Raw genomic sequence first — 16,900 nt, 5'->3', positions numbered from 1 at the left:
AGGAGACATCCTTCGCTCATTATGGGCTTTTATTAATAGATAGGTTCTTATTTTCGTATGTTGTAGTCCAGTGGATATTCTTTGTCGAAACGTCGATATATAAGGAGTAACAACATATATTTGCGTTTTTTGTCTAGAAAATGAACTTTTAAAATGTGAAGGATTTCTTTTTTAGAAAGTAGAATATTTAATGTATAGAAACACCTTTAAATGACCATAGGAAAGGGAAATGATTTGCGTACAATTCGGTATAAAAATTGAAATTGAGAGCGAATTGGCTCTCCTTTAGTAGTGATTTTCACAATAATAGATTTTTTAAATGTAATATATTGCATAATGGGTGCGAAGGCAACATATGTAATATTGGAAAGGATTGCAGTCTATTATTTTCCGTTTTTTCAAATGGAGATAAAGGGGAGAGGGCAATGAAGAAGAACATGTTACGTATAATGGCAACGGTAACTATTATGGGCGGCTTGTTTGTAAGTACAAATGTTCCAAACGTAAAAGCAGAAGAATATCCAGAAATGATTGTTTTTGATGATGTTCCAGTAAACCACTGGGCATATGACGATATAATGGACGTAGTATACAATAAAGTAATGTTAGGCTATGGAAATGGTAAGTTTGGTGTAGGAGATAATGTAACACGAGAACAAGTAGCAGCAGTACTCTATCGTACATTGAATTTGAAAAAAGAAGGACCTTTAAAAAATCCATACAAAGATATTTCTGAGAGGGCAACAATGTTTTTAGATGAAATTTTAGTATTAACAAAGCATGGTATTTTTGAAGGTGATGAAAAAGGAAACTTTAGACCAGCCGCACCTGTGACACGTGCAGAAATGGCGCAAATTCTTACGAAGGCATTTACATTTGAGGTAAAGAAAAACCATACATTTAAAGATGTACCAAATAATCATTGGGCAAAAAATGCGATTAGTGCACTGCAGTCTAATCATGTCATAGTAGGAACAGGAAATGGGAAATTTGAACCGAATACAGTTGTAACACGTGAGCAATATGCAACGTTTTTAAATAAAGCTGTTTTTTATTTTCCTGTAAAAGATGAAGATTATGAATAAAAGTTAAAATATAAGGACATTTAAAATATATCAATATAATATAAAACAAGAAAAAAGCGCGGAAATCCCACGCTTTTTTCTTGTTTTATATTATTTATAAGTATATCGATTTTCTGTTCATAATTTATTTGTTGGAATTTAGTGGATAAGAAGAGGTTGAATAAAGTAACTTTTTCTTGCTTAAATATACGATTTAGTAACTTTATTATTAATAGAGTGTAAATAAAAGTATATGAAATATAGTTCATAAATTAGACAAAAATCACATGGGAATTGTATTGTTACGCTTTCGTTAATTCTTTATATTAGAAAAAAATATGTTTTTAGGGAGAGAATACTTTGAAGAAAAAAATTTTAAAAGTAGCAACAGCTTTAACAATTATGGGTGGAGTAGCATTTAGTGCTGAGGGGAATACAGCAAAAGCTGAATTAGCTGCAAAGCCACAACAAGCAAGTCCAGTTATCTTTAAAGATGTACCAGCAGGACATTGGTCTTATAAAGCAATTCAAACTTTAGCAGAACATGAAATTATGCTTGGTTACGGAAATGGTGTGTTCGGTTTTGGACATAACGTAAATCGTGAACAAGTAGCCGCTTTAATTTATCGCGCACTAGATCTTGATGAAGAATTTGGTGAAGATGAGGTATTAGAAAGCCCATATAATGATATTGTTGATGATAACTCAACGATGTTTCCTTTTGAAGTGTTAGCAGTAACAGAATTAGGTATCTTTACAGGTGACGAGAATGGAAACTTCAGACCAAAAGCTACGTTAACACGTGCAGAAATGGCGCAAGTTCTTACAAGAGCATTTGGATTACAAGTACAAGGAACAGCAACATTTAAAGATGTACCAAAGGGACATTGGGCAGAAAATGCGATTAATGCAGTAGGTTCAAATGGTATTTCAGTAGGAGATGGAAAGGGTAACTTCGCTCCGAACATGAAAGTAACACGTGAACAATATGCGCAGTTCTTATTTAATTCAATGTTTAAATAAATAATAAAGAAGGAGCTAGTGTTGTATAACATTGGCTTCTTTTTTTATGTGTAATACCGGTAAAAGAATACAGTTTTATAAAAAAACGATTAAATTTTCAAAAAAAACTTCCTTTTCTGAAGATTTGTTATATAATATAAAACATAAAATCAAATCTGTTATAAAACAGTTTAAGAAGGGGATGCTAATATGTCGACGCAAACTTCACGGGTTACATTGCCCGGAGGAATGTTACCAGCGTACAATGAAATATTGACACCTGAGGCGCTTAGTTTTTTGAAGGAACTACATGAAAATTTCAATGAGCGCCGCATAGAACTTTTACAAAAGCGTGCGGAGAAACAAAAGAGAATTGATGCAGGAAAGTTTCCGAAGTTTTTAGAAGAAACAAAGCACATTCGTGAAGCGGACTGGACAATTGCCAAATTGCCAAAAGATTTAGAGGATCGCCGCGTAGAGATTACTGGACCAGTGGATAGAAAGATGGTTATTAACGCTTTAAATTCAGGAGCGCATCTTTTTATGGCAGATTTCGAAGATTCGAATTCACCAACTTGGGAAAATGCGATTGAAGGTCAAATAAATTTACGAGATGCAGTGCGGGGAACGATTTCACATAAAAATGAAAACGGAAAAGAATATCGTTTAAATAGTAAAACAGCAGTATTAATTGTGCGTCCAAGAGGATGGCATTTAGAAGAAAAACATATGCAAGTTGATGGGAAGAATATGTCTGGTAGCTTAGTAGATTTCGGACTTTATTTTTTCCATAATGCAAAGGCTCTTTTAGCAAAAGGAAGCGGTCCATACTTTTACTTACCGAAAATGGAAAGCCATTTAGAAGCAAGGTTATGGAATGATGTTTTCGTATTTGCTCAAAAATATATCGGTATTCCAAACGGAACGATTAAAGCGACGGTGTTACTGGAAACGATTCACGCTTCGTTTGAAATGGATGAAATTTTGTATGAGCTTAAAGATCATTCTGCTGGGTTAAATTGCGGAAGATGGGATTATATTTTCAGCTTTCTAAAGAGTTTCCGTAATCATAATGAATTTTTGCTTCCAGATAGAGCGCAAGTCACGATGACGGCGCCATTTATGCGCGCGTATTCTTTGAAAGTCATTCAAACGTGTCACCGTCGTAATGCACCAGCTATTGGAGGAATGGCAGCACAAATTCCGATTAAAAACAATCCAGAAGCGAATGAAGCAGCTTTTGAAAAAGTGCGTGCAGATAAGGAGCGCGAAGCTTTAGACGGTCATGATGGGACATGGGTTGCCCACCCGGGACTTGTACCAGTCGCGATGGAAGTATTTAATCACATTATGAAAACACCGAATCAAATTTTTAGAAAACGTGAAGAAATACATGTTACAGAAAAGGATTTATTAGAAGTACCAGTGGGAACGATTACAGAAAATGGGCTTCGCCTAAATATTAGCGTAGGTATTCAATATATTGCATCTTGGTTAAGCGGACGGGGAGCAGCACCCATTTATAACTTAATGGAAGATGCTGCAACAGCGGAAATTTCTAGGGCACAAGTATGGCAATGGATTCGTCATGAAGGTGGAAAGCTAAATGATGGTCGTAATATTACGTTTGAATTGATGGAAGAGCTAAAAGAAGAAGAATTAGCAAAAATAGAAAGAGAGATTGGTAAAGAAGCCTTTAAGAAAGGGAGATTCCAAGAGGCGACAACGTTGTTTACAAATCTCGTTCGGAATGATGAATTCGTACCATTTTTAACATTACCGGGTTATGAAATTTTATAAAAAACAAAAAGGGGATGGAACAAATGAAAAACGAAAGAATCGAGAAATTACAAGAGAGCTGGGAACTAGATACGCGCTGGAAAGGGATTACACGTCCATATTCGGCAGAAGATGTAATTCGCTTGCGCGGGTCAATTGATATTGAACATACATTAGCGCGCCGCGGTGCTGAAAAGCTTTGGTCATCGCTTCATACGGAAGATTATATTAACGCACTTGGCGCATTAACAGGAAACCAAGCGATGCAACAAGTGAAAGCTGGGCTAAAAGCAATTTATTTAAGTGGATGGCAAGTCGCTGCGGATGCGAACCTTTCTGGACATATGTATCCAGACCAAAGTTTATATCCAGCGAACAGCGTACCTGCTGTAGTAAAACGAATTAATCAAACACTTCAACGTGCGGATCAAATTCAGCATATGGAAGGAAGTGGTGATACAGATTATTTCGTACCGATTGTAGCAGATGCAGAAGCTGGATTTGGCGGACAATTAAACGTATTTGAACTGATGAAAGGTATGATTGAAGCGGGTGCATCAGGTGTGCACTTTGAAGATCAATTATCTTCAGAGAAAAAATGCGGCCATTTAGGCGGAAAAGTATTACTACCAACGCAAACAGCGGTGCGTAATTTAATCTCGGCACGCCTTGCAGCAGACGTAATGGGAGTGCCGACAATTATCGTTGCAAGAACAGATGCGGATGCAGCAGATTTAATTACGAGCGATATCGATCCGGTTGATAAAGCATTTATTACAGGAGAAAGAACTCCAGAAGGATTTTACCGTACGAAAGCAGGTCTTGATCAAGCAATTGCACGTGGTTTAGCATATGCTCCTTATGCAGATCTCGTTTGGTGTGAAACATCTGAACCAAATTTAGAAGATGCAAAACGATTTGCGGACGCAATTCATAAAGAGCATCCAGGGAAATTACTTGCATATAACTGTTCACCTTCATTCAACTGGAAACAAAAATTAGATGAAAAAACAATTGCAAGCTTCCAAAAAGAAATCGCATCTTACGGTTATAAGTTCCAGTTCGTAACACTAGCTGGATTCCACTCATTAAACTACGGCATGTTTGAATTAGCACGTGGCTATAAAGAGCGCGGCATGGCAGCGTACTCTGAACTACAACAAGCAGAATTCGCAGCAGAAAAACACGGCTACTCTGCAACTCGTCACCAACGCGAAGTAGGAACAGGTTACTTTGATGAAGTAGCACAAGTTATTACAGGTGGTACTTCATCGACGACAGCGCTAAAAGGATCTACAGAAGAAGCACAGTTTACGAAATAAAAGGAAGGGGCCCCTTTTTGAAGGGTGCCCCTTTTTATTTTCGGAACGATTTTTCACATATATCGACTTACAGACAAAAAAGACGATATTATTAAATCCACTCAGCTCTATGATCGCGAATAAACTTCATATCTTTCTCATAATGCTCTAAATGTCCTTCATCAATCATTCTTTTGAAATTCAAGTCGCCTTCTTGTGCTTTTCTTTTCATATATGTACATAATGCTTCTAATCGTAGTAACACTATTCCTAAGTAGTCTTCGTCCATACTTTTACCGTAGGACTGGACAAACAATTTCACTCTTTCTTTCATACGGCTAGCATGTTGTACCGATTCATAATGAACTGCCTCACCCGATTCTGTATAATACACTCTACTTAAAGGTACACAAGTATAAAGCGTATAAGCGATATCCCAAATTCTTGGACCAGGAGCAGCAACATCGAAATCAATAATACCTACTGGTTTCTCGTCATTAAAAATAATGTTATATACAGCAAAATCGTTATGGCAAATAACCTCAATGTTATTTGGAGTAAGATCCATCGGTTGCCATTCATCTGATAAGGGAAAGTCACTTACCGCATCATGATAAAGGCGGAGCATCTTTGCTATTTCCTTTAAAGCATCATTAGATCGCATATATTCTTTTAAAGGATAATTCCCAGCGTCTCCTTCAATAAAGGATAAAATCTCTCTATCTTTTTCATCTACACCTAAAAACTTTGGAGCATGATGAAATCCTTTGTTTTCTAAGTGCTGTAATAATGTATGAATTTTTGCACTGCCTGGCTTTAATTCTCGCCGAACAGTATTTTCAGAACGATACACATTTGATACATTTCCACCTGTAAGCTTTTCTTCGTTGGTGTAGTTTGACATATAATCCCCTCCAATATAACGACTGTACGATTATATTGTAACACTTCAGAACAAGGGATGTAATCGCGTTCAAATGATGTTTGTGTTCACTTTATAGTGAAATCCACACATACTAAAATCAATTATTTACGAATGTATAATCAATTTAATTTGTCAGTTATTTTCAAAAAAGATTGTACATTTCATTTTAAGTATGCTATGATGAAGTCAGTTGAATAGTTAAATTAAGCAATCCATATATTATCAAGTGCCGAAAAACGAACGAGAAAAAGTATGTGAGAACTAGTTTATGTTTCGTGTTTGATAATGTGTGGATTCTTTTTTTATACAGGAAGACTAAAATAAATTGTGTTTTCTTTAGGAGGAAATAATTATGGCAGTAACAGGACAAGTAAAATGGTTTAACAACGAAAAAGGATTCGGTTTCATCGAAGTTCCAGGCGAAAACGATGTATTCGTACATTTCTCTGCAATCGAAACTGAAGGTTTCAAATCTCTAGAAGAAGGTCAAAAAGTTAGCTTCGAAATCGAAGATGGTAACCGTGGACCTCAAGCTAAAAACGTAATCAAACTATAATTTTATAGTTTATTATGGAAAAAAGGGATGGCTGCTGCCATCCCTTTTTTGTTGTAATATACGAGCATAATGATTATAGTTTGGGGAAAAGTATACAAATGAAGTCATACTCGATGTTCGTAGCGGGAATAAAGAAGATCTACACAATACGATTGAAGAAATCTTATTCGCCCGTTTTAGATGAATAAGAAAAAATAGTCATTTTTTTTGAGGACGAAGAAGAGTAAAAGGCTTTCCAAAATGGAAGGCCTTTTACTCTTCTTTTCCAATCTTTTTCTTCTCGCGTTTCTTACATTCAGAGCATTTCGATTTACGAAAAGGCTTTGCGAAGAATAGTAGAATGAAAAACAAACCGAATATAATACTAGCTGAATTTTTCACGATTACAATGCTACTATTTTTCATTTGAATCGTTGGTTGCATTTCTTTTTCTTCCATAGTGGACCTCCATATATTGGATTTTCCTTTTAATTATAGCAAAGTTAATTGTCGTAATGATGCGAAATGAGGAAGTAGTTGTAAATATTTATAGGTATTATAAATACATTTTATATAGGCTTTTTATTATGAAATCACTATAGTGTTAATTTATAATTTAAAAGATATTTGATAAATGATAAATTATTGTAAAAAATCGGAATCTGTAAACCATTTCCTTTTCATAGATGCTAAAATTATATATGCAGCTGCTAATATAAATGTAAAAAAGGAGACAGTAGAATATGGAAAGTAAAGTAGAACGCTATGTCGAAAACTATGTGGTAAATAAAAATACAATGGCCTTACTTCCTGTTATTCTAAGTGAAAAGAAAATTGTTACACGAGTTGTTGAGATGGAAGATTCTTTTTTCGTGTTTCAAAAGCCCCTAGATATTATAGAAAGAAGTTGCCGCAAGCATGGCTCTAGTTTCTTAGGCAGAAAAGAAGGAACGAAAGAGTTAACTCATATTACACATAAAGCACCGATTGCGATTAGTCCGGCAGATCAATTTTATTTTTTCCCTACGTATTCTTACTCTAGAAAAGAGTGCGCTTGGTTGTCTCATTTTTATATTGAAAGTAATAAAGAGTTAAAAGATGGAAATGTTATTGTTAGATTTATAAATGGCTTTGCTGTGAAATTAGAAATATCAAAAAGTAGTTTTGAAAATCAACAAAATCGTACAGCGAAATTGCGTACTGAATATGAAGATCGTAGAAAAAAACAAGGAAATCCTTCCTTTAAATTAATTGATAAAAATGAGGAATCTAGATTAAAACCAGCATATGAGAAAGTGTATTTTGTTAAGGAAGGCGAAATGTGAGAGGATGGGGGAACCCCCATCTTTTTTTATTTGTCAGCTTTTGTCGGTAAGTCGATATATTCGAAAAATCGCTGATAAAAATCGAGTTGTGGTTGATATATTTGAAAAATCGCTGATAAAATGCGAGTTACAATCGATATATTCAGAAAACCGCCGATATAATTTCAGTTACGGAGGAATTTGCAATTAAAACAAAAGGATTATTTCCAAAATCGCAAAACATTCTGTCGAATATTGATAGATTATCATAGCGTAATAATGAAGGAATTCTAATGAGAGATATGGAAACTTAATAATTACATCTCCATATGACGTATCTACCATTTCCTCTTTCATATAAGCGATGATACAGTAGAGGTAGTACTTAGAGTAAAGGGGTAAAGTGTAGAATGGATTTTCAGACAATCAAAGAGTATTTTTCACCAGAAAATATGGATCATATTGTTGAAAGCTATAAAGCGTTCGGACCACTTCTTGGTATTGGTTTACCGATGATAGAAGCGTTGATTCCGGCATTGCCGCTCATCGTATTTGTACTGGCGAATGCTGTTGCATTTGGATTTTGGCTCGGTTTTCTTTATTCTTGGCTTGGATCAGTAATGGGCGCCTTACTTGTCTTTTTCATTATCCGCCATTTTGGCCGAAGTCGTTTCTTTTCTTTTGTAAATAAGCATGAGAGAGTACGAAAGGCAATGGGGTGGATTGAAAGGAAAGGGTTTGCTCCAATTTTCGTCATATTTTGTTTTCCGTTTACACCGTCTGCGCTTATAAATGTTGTCGCTGGTTTATCTCGCATTAGTGTAAAGCAGTTTGGACTTGCGCTCGCGTTCGGAAAGCTTGTGATGATTTTTATTTTAACGTATATCGGTCATGATTTAATGTCATTTATTCATAATCCGGTGAAATCCGTCATTGTAGCAATTGGTATTTTTATTTTATGGTATGTCGGTAAGAAAATCGAAGTAAAGTTAGAACTACATTAAGAATAGTCTTCTTTATAAATGCAGGCTTCATTATTAAAGGGTAAGGGGAGAAGCGGATGAAGAAAACTTTGAAAAAAGAAGGCATAGAGTGGATACGAACAATTTTAATTGGTGTATTATTAGCTGTATTTTTTCGAACGTTTTTCTTTTCAACGTACGTTGTAGAGGGGAAGTCAATGATGCCAACATTGCAAGATGGCAATATGCTCGTTGTAAATAAGGTGAGTTATCAAGTAGGGGACTTGAACAGGTTTGATGTTGTTGTGTTTCATGCGAATAAAAAAGAGGACTACGTAAAACGAATTATCGGTCTACCTGGGGATCAAATTGAATATAAGCATGATAAACTGTATATAAACGGACAATTCGTAGATGAACCTTATTTAGAGACGTATAAGAAAGAGGTAAATGGACGACAACTAACGGGTGATTTTAAACTAGAAGAGTTAACGAAAGAAAATTCGGTGCCGCCTGGATATATTTTTGTAGTAGGTGATAATCGCCTCGGGAGCTGGGATAGTAGACATTTTGGATTTGTAAAAGCTGATACAGTTGTCGGTAAAGTTGATTTACGATATTGGCCAATTCAAGAGGTGCAAACGAATTTTTCAAAAGGTTGATATAATAGGTAGAAGTATAGAAAAAGACAAACTACTCTGTTTGTCTTTTTTCGTGTCCTATAATACAATTATAGTAGCAAACTAACGTTCGTTATGTAAGTGAAAGGTGGGGTTACATGTCACTTCGATTTGTGATTGGTAGAGCGGGAAGTGGAAAAAGTACACTTTGTTTACACGAAGTGCAGGAAGAGTTAAAGCAACGCCCAAGAGGGGAAACAATATTATATCTTGTGCCAGAACAGATGACATTCCAAACGCAGCAGGCGTTAATCGGGAGTGAGGATGTAAGAGGTTCTATTCGGGCACAAGTTTTTAGTTTTTCACGATTAGCGTGGAAGGTGCTGCAAGAAGTTGGCGGAGCGAGTCGTCTTCACATTGATGAAGCGGGCGTACATATGTTGCTTCGTAAAATTGTTGAGTCTCGTAAAGAGGGATTATCGGTGTTCCAAAAAGCAGCGGAGCAAAACGGTTTCTTTGAACATCTTGGTAGTATGATTGCGGAGTTTAAACGTTACAATGTGACGCCATCTAACGTATATGAAATGTGGCAACAATTAGACGCACATAGTAGCAGTGCAGAACAAAAGCTATTAGCGAATAAAGTGTATGATTTACAACTATTATATGATGATTTTGAACGTGCTTTAATCGGAAAATATTTGGATTCAGAAGACTACCTACAATTGCTAGTCGAAAAGCTTCCACAGTCTGAATATGTAAAAGGGGCTGAAATTTATATAGATGGATTTCATTCATTTTCACCGCAAGAACTAGAAATTTTAAGACAGCTTATGATTTGCGGAGCGAGAGTTACGATCACGTTAACGATAGATGAAAAAACGTTAGCGCAGCCAGTAAATGAACTAGATTTATTCTATGAAACGACGTTAACGTATGAAAAAATAAAGCAAGTGGCGCGTGAAGAGAAGATAGAAATTGAAAAAACGATTCCACTTATGGAACAACCGCGTTTTCATTCGCAAGCATTAGCGCATTTAGAAACGCATTATGAAGCACGTCCAAATGAAAAGTTTCACGGAGAAGCAAGTGTAACGATTAGTACAGCAGCGAATTTACGGGCTGAAGTAGAAGGTGTTGCTCGTGAAATTCGTAGACTTGTGGCGGATGAAGACTATCGTTACCGAGATATTGCAGTTCTTCTTCGTAACGGGGAAAGTTATTACGATGTGATGCGAACGCTATTTACAGATTATAATATCCCGCATTTCATCGATGAAAAACGCCCGATGTCACATCATCCGCTAGTAGAATGCATTCGTTCTGCACTCGAGATTATTAGCGGAAATTGGCGTTATGATGCAGTGTTCCGCTGCGTGAAAACAGAGCTTTTATATCCACTAGACGTAAGAAAAGAAACGATGCGCGAAGAGATGGATGAGTTTGAAAACTACTGTTTAGCGTACGGTGTACAAGGGAAGAGATGGACTTCTGAGGATCCGTGGATGTATCGCCGCTATCGTTCTCTTGACGATACGGACGGGATGATTACAGACAGTGAACGGGAAATGGAAGAGAGAATAAATCGACTGCGCGATGTTGTAAGAACGCCTGTTATTCGTATGCAAAAAAGGCTGAAGCGTGCGGGAACAGTTATGCAAATGTGCGAAGCGGTTTACTTATTTTTAGAAGAGCTAGACGTTCCGAAAAAACTAGAAGCATTACGTATTCGCGCAGAAGAGAGCGGAGATTTCTTATTTGCGACAGATCATGAGCAAGTATGGGAAGAAGTAATGAGTCTTCTTGATACGTTCGTTGAGATGCTTGGCGAAGAGAAAATGTCACTTTCTATGTTCGCAGATGTTATGTCGACAGGTCTTGAGGCGCTTCAATTCGCAAACATTCCGCCGTCATTAGACCAAGTGTTAATTGCTAATATTGATCGTTCAAGATTATCAAATGTGAAAGCAACATTTGTCATTGGCGTGAATGAAGGAGTTATTCCGGCAGCACCAATGGATGAAGGGATGCTTTCTGATGAGGAAAGAGATGTTCTTAGCGTTGCAGGTATCGAATTAGCACCAACGACGAGACAAACCTTATTAGAAGAACAGTTCGTTATGTATCAAATGGTAACGAGAGCAACTGAGAAATTATATATTTCATGCCCTCTTGCAGATGAAGAAGGGAAGACGTTACTTGCGTCTAGCTTTATTAAGAAAATAAAAAGAATGTTCCCTGATGTGAAAGATACATTTATTACAAATGACGTAAATGATTTATCACGTTCGGAACAAATTTCATACGTAGCAACGCCAGAAGTAACGTTGTCATATGTTATGCAGCAACTTCAAACGTGGAAGCGATATGGATTTGAAGGGAATTTAGATTTTTGGTGGGATGTATATAACTTCTACGTAACTTCAGATGAATGGAAACAAAAAAGTAGCCGCGTATTATCAAGTTTATTCTACCGAAATCGTGCGCAAAAGCTAAGTACAGTTGTAAGTAGAGATTTATACGGGGATAAAATAAAAGGAAGCGTATCTCGTATGGAACTATTTAACCGTTGCGCATATGCTCATTTCGCGCAGCACGGTTTATCCTTAAGAGAGCGTGATATTTTCAAACTGGATGCACCCGATATCGGGGAACTATTCCATGCAGCGCTGAAGAGAATTGCGGACAGGCTATTACGTGAAAACCGTACTTGGGCGGATTTATCAATAAAAGAGTGTGAGCATCTTTCTACTGTAGTAATAGAAGAGATTGCACCGTTATTACAAAGACAAATTTTATTAAGTTCAAATCGTCATTTCTATTTAAAACAAAAACTACAACAAATCATTTTCCGTACATCAATCATTCTTCGTGAACATGCGAAGTCAAGCGGTTTCGTACCAGTTGATTTAGAAGTGCCATTCGGTATGGGCGGTACAGGGTCGCTTCCGCCGATGGAGTTCTCATTACCAAATGGTGTGAAGATGGAAGTAGTTGGTCGTATTGACCGTGTTGATAAGGCGGAAGATGAAAACGGAACGTTCCTACGCATTATTGACTATAAATCAAGCTCAAAAGCGTTAGATTTAACGGAAGTGTATTACGGATTAGCACTTCAAATGTTAACGTATTTAGATGTTGTTACTTCAAATGCACATACGTGGATGAAAAAAGGCGGCACGGCATCACCGGCTGGTGTACTGTACTTCCATATTCATAACCCGATCGTTGAGATGAAAGGTGACGCATCTGAAGCAGAAATTGAGAAAGAAATTTTAAAGAAATTTAAAATGAAAGGGCTCGTACTAGGAGACGCTGATGTTGTTCGTTTAATGGATAACAAACTTTCAACAGGAAGTTCTGATATTATTTCTGCTGGTTTGAAAAAAGACGGTAGCTTTAGTGCGCGTTCAAGTATTGCAAGTGAACAAGAGTTTAACGTACTTCAAAAATACGTACACCATACGTTTGAAAATATCGGAAAAGACATTACAGAAGGCGTTATTGATATTGCTCCTTATAAGAAGGGGAATAAAGCGGCGTGTACGTTCTGTAACTTCAAATCTGTTTGTCAGTTCGATGAATCACTTGAAGATAACCAGTTCCGTACGCTAAAAGATATGAAAGATAGCGAAGCGATGGAGAAAATTAGAGAGGAGGTTGGCGGAGAATGATTGGAAATTGGCCTAAAAAACCAGTAGGTAGTCAGTGGACAGATGACCAGTGGAAAGCGGTTGTAGCGAACGGACGTGATATATTAGTCGCGGCAGCAGCTGGATCAGGGAAAACAGCAGTATTAGTTGAACGTATTATTAAAAAGATTATAAGTGAAGAAAACCCAGTCGATGTCGACCGCCTGCTCGTTGTAACATTTACGAATGCAGCGGCGCAAGAGATGAAAAACAGAATTGGGGAAGCGCTAGAAAAAGTATTAATTGATGAGCCAGGCTCGCAGCATGTAAGAAAGCAGCTTAGCTTATTAAATAAAGCTTCTATTTCGACAATCCATTCATTTTGTTTACAAGTAATTAGAGGATACTATTACATGCTTGATGTGGATCCTCGTTTCCGCATTGCGAATCAAACGGAAAATGAACTGTTAAAAGAAGAAGTATTAGATGACATATTAGAAGAAGAGTACGGAATTGAAGATAATGGTATTTTCTTTGAACTCGTTGATCGTTATACGAGTGACCGTAGTGATGATGACTTACAGCGTATGATTTTAGCGCTTCATACAGAATCAAGAGCGCATCCAAATCCGGAAAAATGGCTCGATAAATTAGTAGAAGCATACGACGTGGAAGGAAAGACAATTGAAGATTTAGTGTATGCTTCTTACTTATTAGAAGATGTGAAATTCCAGCTTGAAACAGCAGAGGCACATATTCGTAAAGCGACGGAACTTGCAATGCTTCCTGACGGTCCGGCGCCCCGCGTTGAAACCCTGCAAGCAGATGCAGTTTTACTTGGAACGTTATCATCATCAGCTTGTGAGTCATGGACAAGTGTATATGAAGCGATGCAAAATGTATCGTGGCAAACGTTAAAGCGCATTAAGAAAAGTGATTACAACGAGGATGTTGTAAAACAAGTAGACTCACTTCGTAATAAAGCGAAAGATGAAGTGAAGAAATTACAAGAAGAGTTATTTAGCCGTAGACCTGAAAGTTTCTTACGAGATTTTCAAGATATGCATCCTGTATTAGAAAAACTCGTACAGCTTGTAAAAGTATTTACAGAGCGTTTTCAAACGATGAAGCGAGATAAAGGAATGGTTGATTTCACAGATTTAGAGCATTTCTGTTTACAAATTTTAAGTGAACAAAATGAAAACGGTGAAATGAATCCATCAGCAGTAGCGCTTCAATATCGTAATAAATTTGCTGAAGTACTAGTTGATGAATATCAAGATACGAACTTTGTGCAGGAATCCATTATTAAATTTGTAACGAAAGATTCTGAGAGTGAAGGAAACTTATTCATGGTAGGTGACGTGAAGCAGTCGATTTATCGTTTCCGACTAGCAGAACCAGGCCTGTTCCTAGGGAAGTATAAACGCTTCACACAAGAAGGATTAGACGGTGGAATGAAGATAGACTTAGCGAAAAACTTCCGTAGTCGTCATGAAGTGTTAGCGGGTACGAACTTTATCTTCAAACAAATTATGGGCGAAGAAGTCGGAGAAATCGATTATGATGCTGATGCTGAATTAAAGCTAGGTGCTAGCTATCCAGAAGGTGAAGATGTAGCGGCTGAACTACTATGTATTCAGCAAACAGAAGAAGAAGTGCCAGAAGGTGAAGAAGGTGCAGAAGTAGAAAAAGCACAACTTGAAGCTCGTCTTATGGCGCAGCGTATTAAAGCGATGGTTGATTCAGGTTATGAAGTGTATGATCGTAAAACGGATAGTATGCGCCCTGTACAATACCGTGACTTCGTTATTTTACTTCGCTCTATGCCGTGGGCGCCGCAAATTATGGAAGAGTTAAAGCTGCAAGGAATTCCAGTATACGCTGATCTTGCGACTGGTTACTTTGAAGCGACAGAAGTAAATATTATGATGAACGTATTCCGCGTGATCGATAATCCGATGCAAGATATCCCGCTTGCCGCCGTACTTCGTTCACCAATCGTTGGACTAAATGATGAAGAACTTGCGACACTTCGTGCTCACGGAAAGAAAGGTTCGTTTTATGAAGTAATGAGCTCATTCTTAAAAGGGGCACCGCTTGAAGAGGAACAAGAATTACATGATAAATTACAGTGGTTTTATAACTTACTGCAAGGATGGCGTGAATTCGCGCGTCAACAGTCACTTTCTGATTTAATTTGGAAAGTGTACGGTGAGACAGGTTATTACGACTTTGTCGGCGGTTTACCAGCCGGAAAGCAAAGGCAAGCAAACTTACGTGTACTTTATGACCGTGCAAGACAATATGAAGCAACATCGTTTAGAGGATTATTCCGTTTCTTACGCTTTATTGAGCGTATTTTAGAACGCGGTGATGATATGGGAACAGCGAGAGCTTTAGGTGAACAAGAAGATGTGGTTCGTATTATGACGATTCATAAAAGTAAAGGACTTGAGTTCCCAGTCGTATTTGTAGCGGGACTAGGTCGTCGTTTTAATACACAAGATTTAATGAAACGTTTCTTACTGCATAAAGACTTCGGTTTCGGTTCACAATTTATCGATCCTCGTAAACGAATTAAATATACGACATTATCGCAACTAGCAATTAAGCGTAAAATGAAAATGGAATTAATCGCGGAAGAAATGCGCGTGTTATACGTAGCGTTAACGCGTGCGAAAGAGAAGTTAATTTTAATTGGAACGGTTAAAGATGCCAATAAAGAAATGGAAAAATGGCTCGATGCAAGGGAGCATAGTGAATGGTTATTACCAGACCATATACGTGCCGGAGCGTCTTGTTATTTAGACTGGATTGCACCTTCATTATATAGACATCGTGATAGTGAAATGCTTCTTGAATTAGGACAAGGAAGCATTCCGGGTGAAATTTATGGATATGACACGAGCTGGAAAGTAGAAGTTGTTGACGGCAAAACGTTACTTGCACCGGAACCGGTTCAAGAAGAGAAACAAGAATTGTTAGAAGCACTTCGTGAAAAAAAAGCTGTTCCGCTACAAAGTGAACGGAAAGAAGAAGTGTACGACAGATTGATGTGGAAGTACGGATATGAGGAAGCAACGTCTCACCGTGCGAAACAGTCTGTTACAGAAATAAAGAGAAACTACCAATCAGAAGAAGGTAGCGATAATGCCTTTATTAAAAAACTGCGTGCACCAATTAAAACACGCCCTCGTTTTATGGAGAAAAAAGGATTAACGTATGCTGAAAGAGGTACGGCAGTTCACGCTGTTATGCAGCATGTTGATTTGAAGAAGCCGATTACAGAAGAAGTGATTCGAGAGCAAATTGCCGGAATGGTAAATAAGGAGTTATTAACATTCGAACAAGCTGAAGAAATAGCAATTGAAAAAGTCATTTCATTCTTTGACAGTGACCTAGGTAAAAGGGTATTAGCGGCGAAAAGTGTTGAGCGTGAAGTACCATTTACGATGATGCTTGCAGCAGAAGAGGCGTATCAAGATTGGCAAGGTAAGAATGACGAAACAATACTTGTCCAAGGGGTTATCGACTGCATGATTGAAGAGGAAGACGGTATCACTTTAATTGATTTTAAAACGGATACGATTGAAGGAAAGTTCCCAGGTGGATTCGATCAAGCAAAACCAATTTTAGAAGATCGATACAAAGTGCAGCTTTCGTTATATGCAAAGGCACTTGAAAAAAGCTTGCAACATCCCGTGAAAGAGAAATGCTTATACTTCTTTGATGGCAATCATGTTGTGAAAATTGAAGAATAGAGGGACTTGAAA

12 protein-coding genes are annotated in these 16,900 nt (G+C 37.4%); 10 read left to right on the top strand and 2 right to left on the bottom strand.

Annotated elements, in window-relative coordinates; all coding sequences use genetic code 11:
- Nucleotides 1-425: 425 nt before the first annotated feature.
- The 4 genes from DN393_RS05430 (at nucleotide 426) to aceA (ending at nucleotide 5,167) form a co-directional block, all read left to right on the top strand.
- Complete coding sequence (locus tag DN393_RS05430; RefSeq protein WP_064476848.1) at nucleotides 426-1,085, top strand: S-layer homology domain-containing protein; 660 nt, start codon at nucleotides 426-428, stop codon at nucleotides 1,083-1,085.
- A gap of 339 nt (nucleotides 1,086-1,424) precedes the next feature.
- Nucleotides 1,425-2,087, top strand: coding sequence for an S-layer homology domain-containing protein (locus tag DN393_RS05425; RefSeq protein ID WP_064476847.1), 663 nt, complete (start codon nucleotides 1,425-1,427; stop codon nucleotides 2,085-2,087).
- A gap of 189 nt (nucleotides 2,088-2,276) precedes the next feature.
- Nucleotides 2,277-3,866 carry a malate synthase A gene (gene aceB / locus DN393_RS05420; protein WP_064476846.1) on the top strand — a complete coding sequence of 530 codons (1,590 nt, stop codon included), beginning with the start codon at nucleotides 2,277-2,279 and terminating at the stop codon, nucleotides 3,864-3,866.
- A gap of 23 nt (nucleotides 3,867-3,889) precedes the next feature.
- A complete protein-coding gene (gene aceA / locus DN393_RS05415; protein WP_064476845.1) occupies nucleotides 3,890-5,167 on the top strand; it encodes an isocitrate lyase in 1,278 nt (425 codons plus the stop codon).
- Between the two features lie 91 nt (nucleotides 5,168-5,258).
- On the opposite strand, the gene DN393_RS05410 is transcribed toward aceA, so the two are convergent.
- Complete coding sequence (locus DN393_RS05410; protein ID WP_149173346.1) at nucleotides 5,259-6,050, bottom strand: phosphotransferase; 792 nt, start codon at nucleotides 6,048-6,050, stop codon at nucleotides 5,259-5,261.
- Nucleotides 6,051-6,423: 373 nt separating this feature from the next.
- On the opposite strand from DN393_RS05410, the gene cspA reads away from it, so the two are divergent.
- Nucleotides 6,424-6,627: an RNA chaperone/antiterminator CspA gene (cspA, locus tag DN393_RS05405; RefSeq protein WP_000301521.1), complete on the top strand. Its 204-nt coding sequence runs from the start codon at nucleotides 6,424-6,426 to the stop codon at nucleotides 6,625-6,627.
- 252 nt (nucleotides 6,628-6,879) lie between these two features.
- Here the strand turns inward: cspA and DN393_RS05400 are convergent, their stop codons facing one another.
- The gene (locus tag DN393_RS05400; RefSeq protein ID WP_000391438.1) at nucleotides 6,880-7,065 is read right to left on the bottom strand and encodes a hypothetical protein; all 186 of its coding nucleotides are present in this window, start codon (nucleotides 7,063-7,065) and stop codon (nucleotides 6,880-6,882) included.
- Between the two features lie 284 nt (nucleotides 7,066-7,349).
- Between DN393_RS05400 and DN393_RS05395 the strand changes: the two genes are divergently transcribed.
- The 5 genes from DN393_RS05395 (at nucleotide 7,350) to addA (ending at nucleotide 16,888) form a co-directional block, all read left to right on the top strand.
- Nucleotides 7,350-7,931: a competence protein ComK gene (locus DN393_RS05395; RefSeq protein WP_064476843.1), complete on the top strand. Its 582-nt coding sequence runs from the start codon at nucleotides 7,350-7,352 to the stop codon at nucleotides 7,929-7,931.
- A 389-nt stretch (nucleotides 7,932-8,320) separates the two neighbouring features.
- Nucleotides 8,321-8,914 (top strand): TVP38/TMEM64 family protein, encoded by a 594-nt coding sequence (locus DN393_RS05380; protein WP_000347517.1) that lies wholly within the window; start codon nucleotides 8,321-8,323, stop codon nucleotides 8,912-8,914.
- 56 nt (nucleotides 8,915-8,970) lie between these two features.
- Nucleotides 8,971-9,534 (top strand): signal peptidase I, encoded by a 564-nt coding sequence (gene lepB / locus DN393_RS05375; RefSeq protein ID WP_064476841.1) that lies wholly within the window; start codon nucleotides 8,971-8,973, stop codon nucleotides 9,532-9,534.
- A 116-nt stretch (nucleotides 9,535-9,650) separates the two neighbouring features.
- Complete coding sequence (gene addB / locus DN393_RS05370; protein ID WP_149173345.1) at nucleotides 9,651-13,166, top strand: helicase-exonuclease AddAB subunit AddB; 3,516 nt, start codon at nucleotides 9,651-9,653, stop codon at nucleotides 13,164-13,166.
- Nucleotides 13,163-16,888 carry a helicase-exonuclease AddAB subunit AddA gene (addA, locus tag DN393_RS05365; RefSeq protein WP_149173344.1) on the top strand — a complete coding sequence of 1,242 codons (3,726 nt, stop codon included), beginning with the start codon at nucleotides 13,163-13,165 and terminating at the stop codon, nucleotides 16,886-16,888. The genes addB and addA overlap by 4 nt, the downstream gene beginning before the upstream one ends.
- Nucleotides 16,889-16,900 lie beyond the last annotated feature (12 nt).

Origin of the sequence: Bacillus sp. BPN334, from assembly GCF_008368885.1 — a bacterium.
Lineage (GTDB): Bacteria > Bacillota > Bacilli > Bacillales > Bacillaceae_G > Bacillus_A > Bacillus_A wiedmannii.
The sequence above is the reverse complement of the archived record's forward strand: the minus strand, read 5'-3'. Positions and strand labels throughout refer to the sequence as shown.

Bases quoted from the DNA above. Each gene is read 5' to 3' on its own strand.
- DN393_RS05430 (WP_064476848.1), top strand. From the start codon at position 426: ATGAAGAAGAACATGTTACGTATAATGGCAACGGTAACTATTATGGGC.
- aceB (WP_064476846.1), top strand. From the start codon at position 2,277: ATGTCGACGCAAACTTCACGGGTTACATTGCCCGGAGGAATGTTACCA.
- aceA (WP_064476845.1), top strand. From the start codon at position 3,890: ATGAAAAACGAAAGAATCGAGAAATTACAAGAGAGCTGGGAACTAGAT.
- DN393_RS05410 (WP_149173346.1), bottom strand. From the start codon at position 6,050: ATGTCAAACTACACCAACGAAGAAAAGCTTACAGGTGGAAATGTATCA.
- cspA (WP_000301521.1), top strand. From the start codon at position 6,424: ATGGCAGTAACAGGACAAGTAAAATGGTTTAACAACGAAAAAGGATTC.
- DN393_RS05400 (WP_000391438.1), bottom strand. From the start codon at position 7,065: ATGGAAGAAAAAGAAATGCAACCAACGATTCAAATGAAAAATAGTAGC.
- DN393_RS05395 (WP_064476843.1), top strand. From the start codon at position 7,350: ATGGAAAGTAAAGTAGAACGCTATGTCGAAAACTATGTGGTAAATAAA.
- DN393_RS05380 (WP_000347517.1), top strand. From the start codon at position 8,321: ATGGATTTTCAGACAATCAAAGAGTATTTTTCACCAGAAAATATGGAT.
- lepB (WP_064476841.1), top strand. From the start codon at position 8,971: ATGAAGAAAACTTTGAAAAAAGAAGGCATAGAGTGGATACGAACAATT.
- addB (WP_149173345.1), top strand. From the start codon at position 9,651: ATGTCACTTCGATTTGTGATTGGTAGAGCGGGAAGTGGAAAAAGTACA.
- addA (WP_149173344.1), top strand. From the start codon at position 13,163: ATGATTGGAAATTGGCCTAAAAAACCAGTAGGTAGTCAGTGGACAGAT.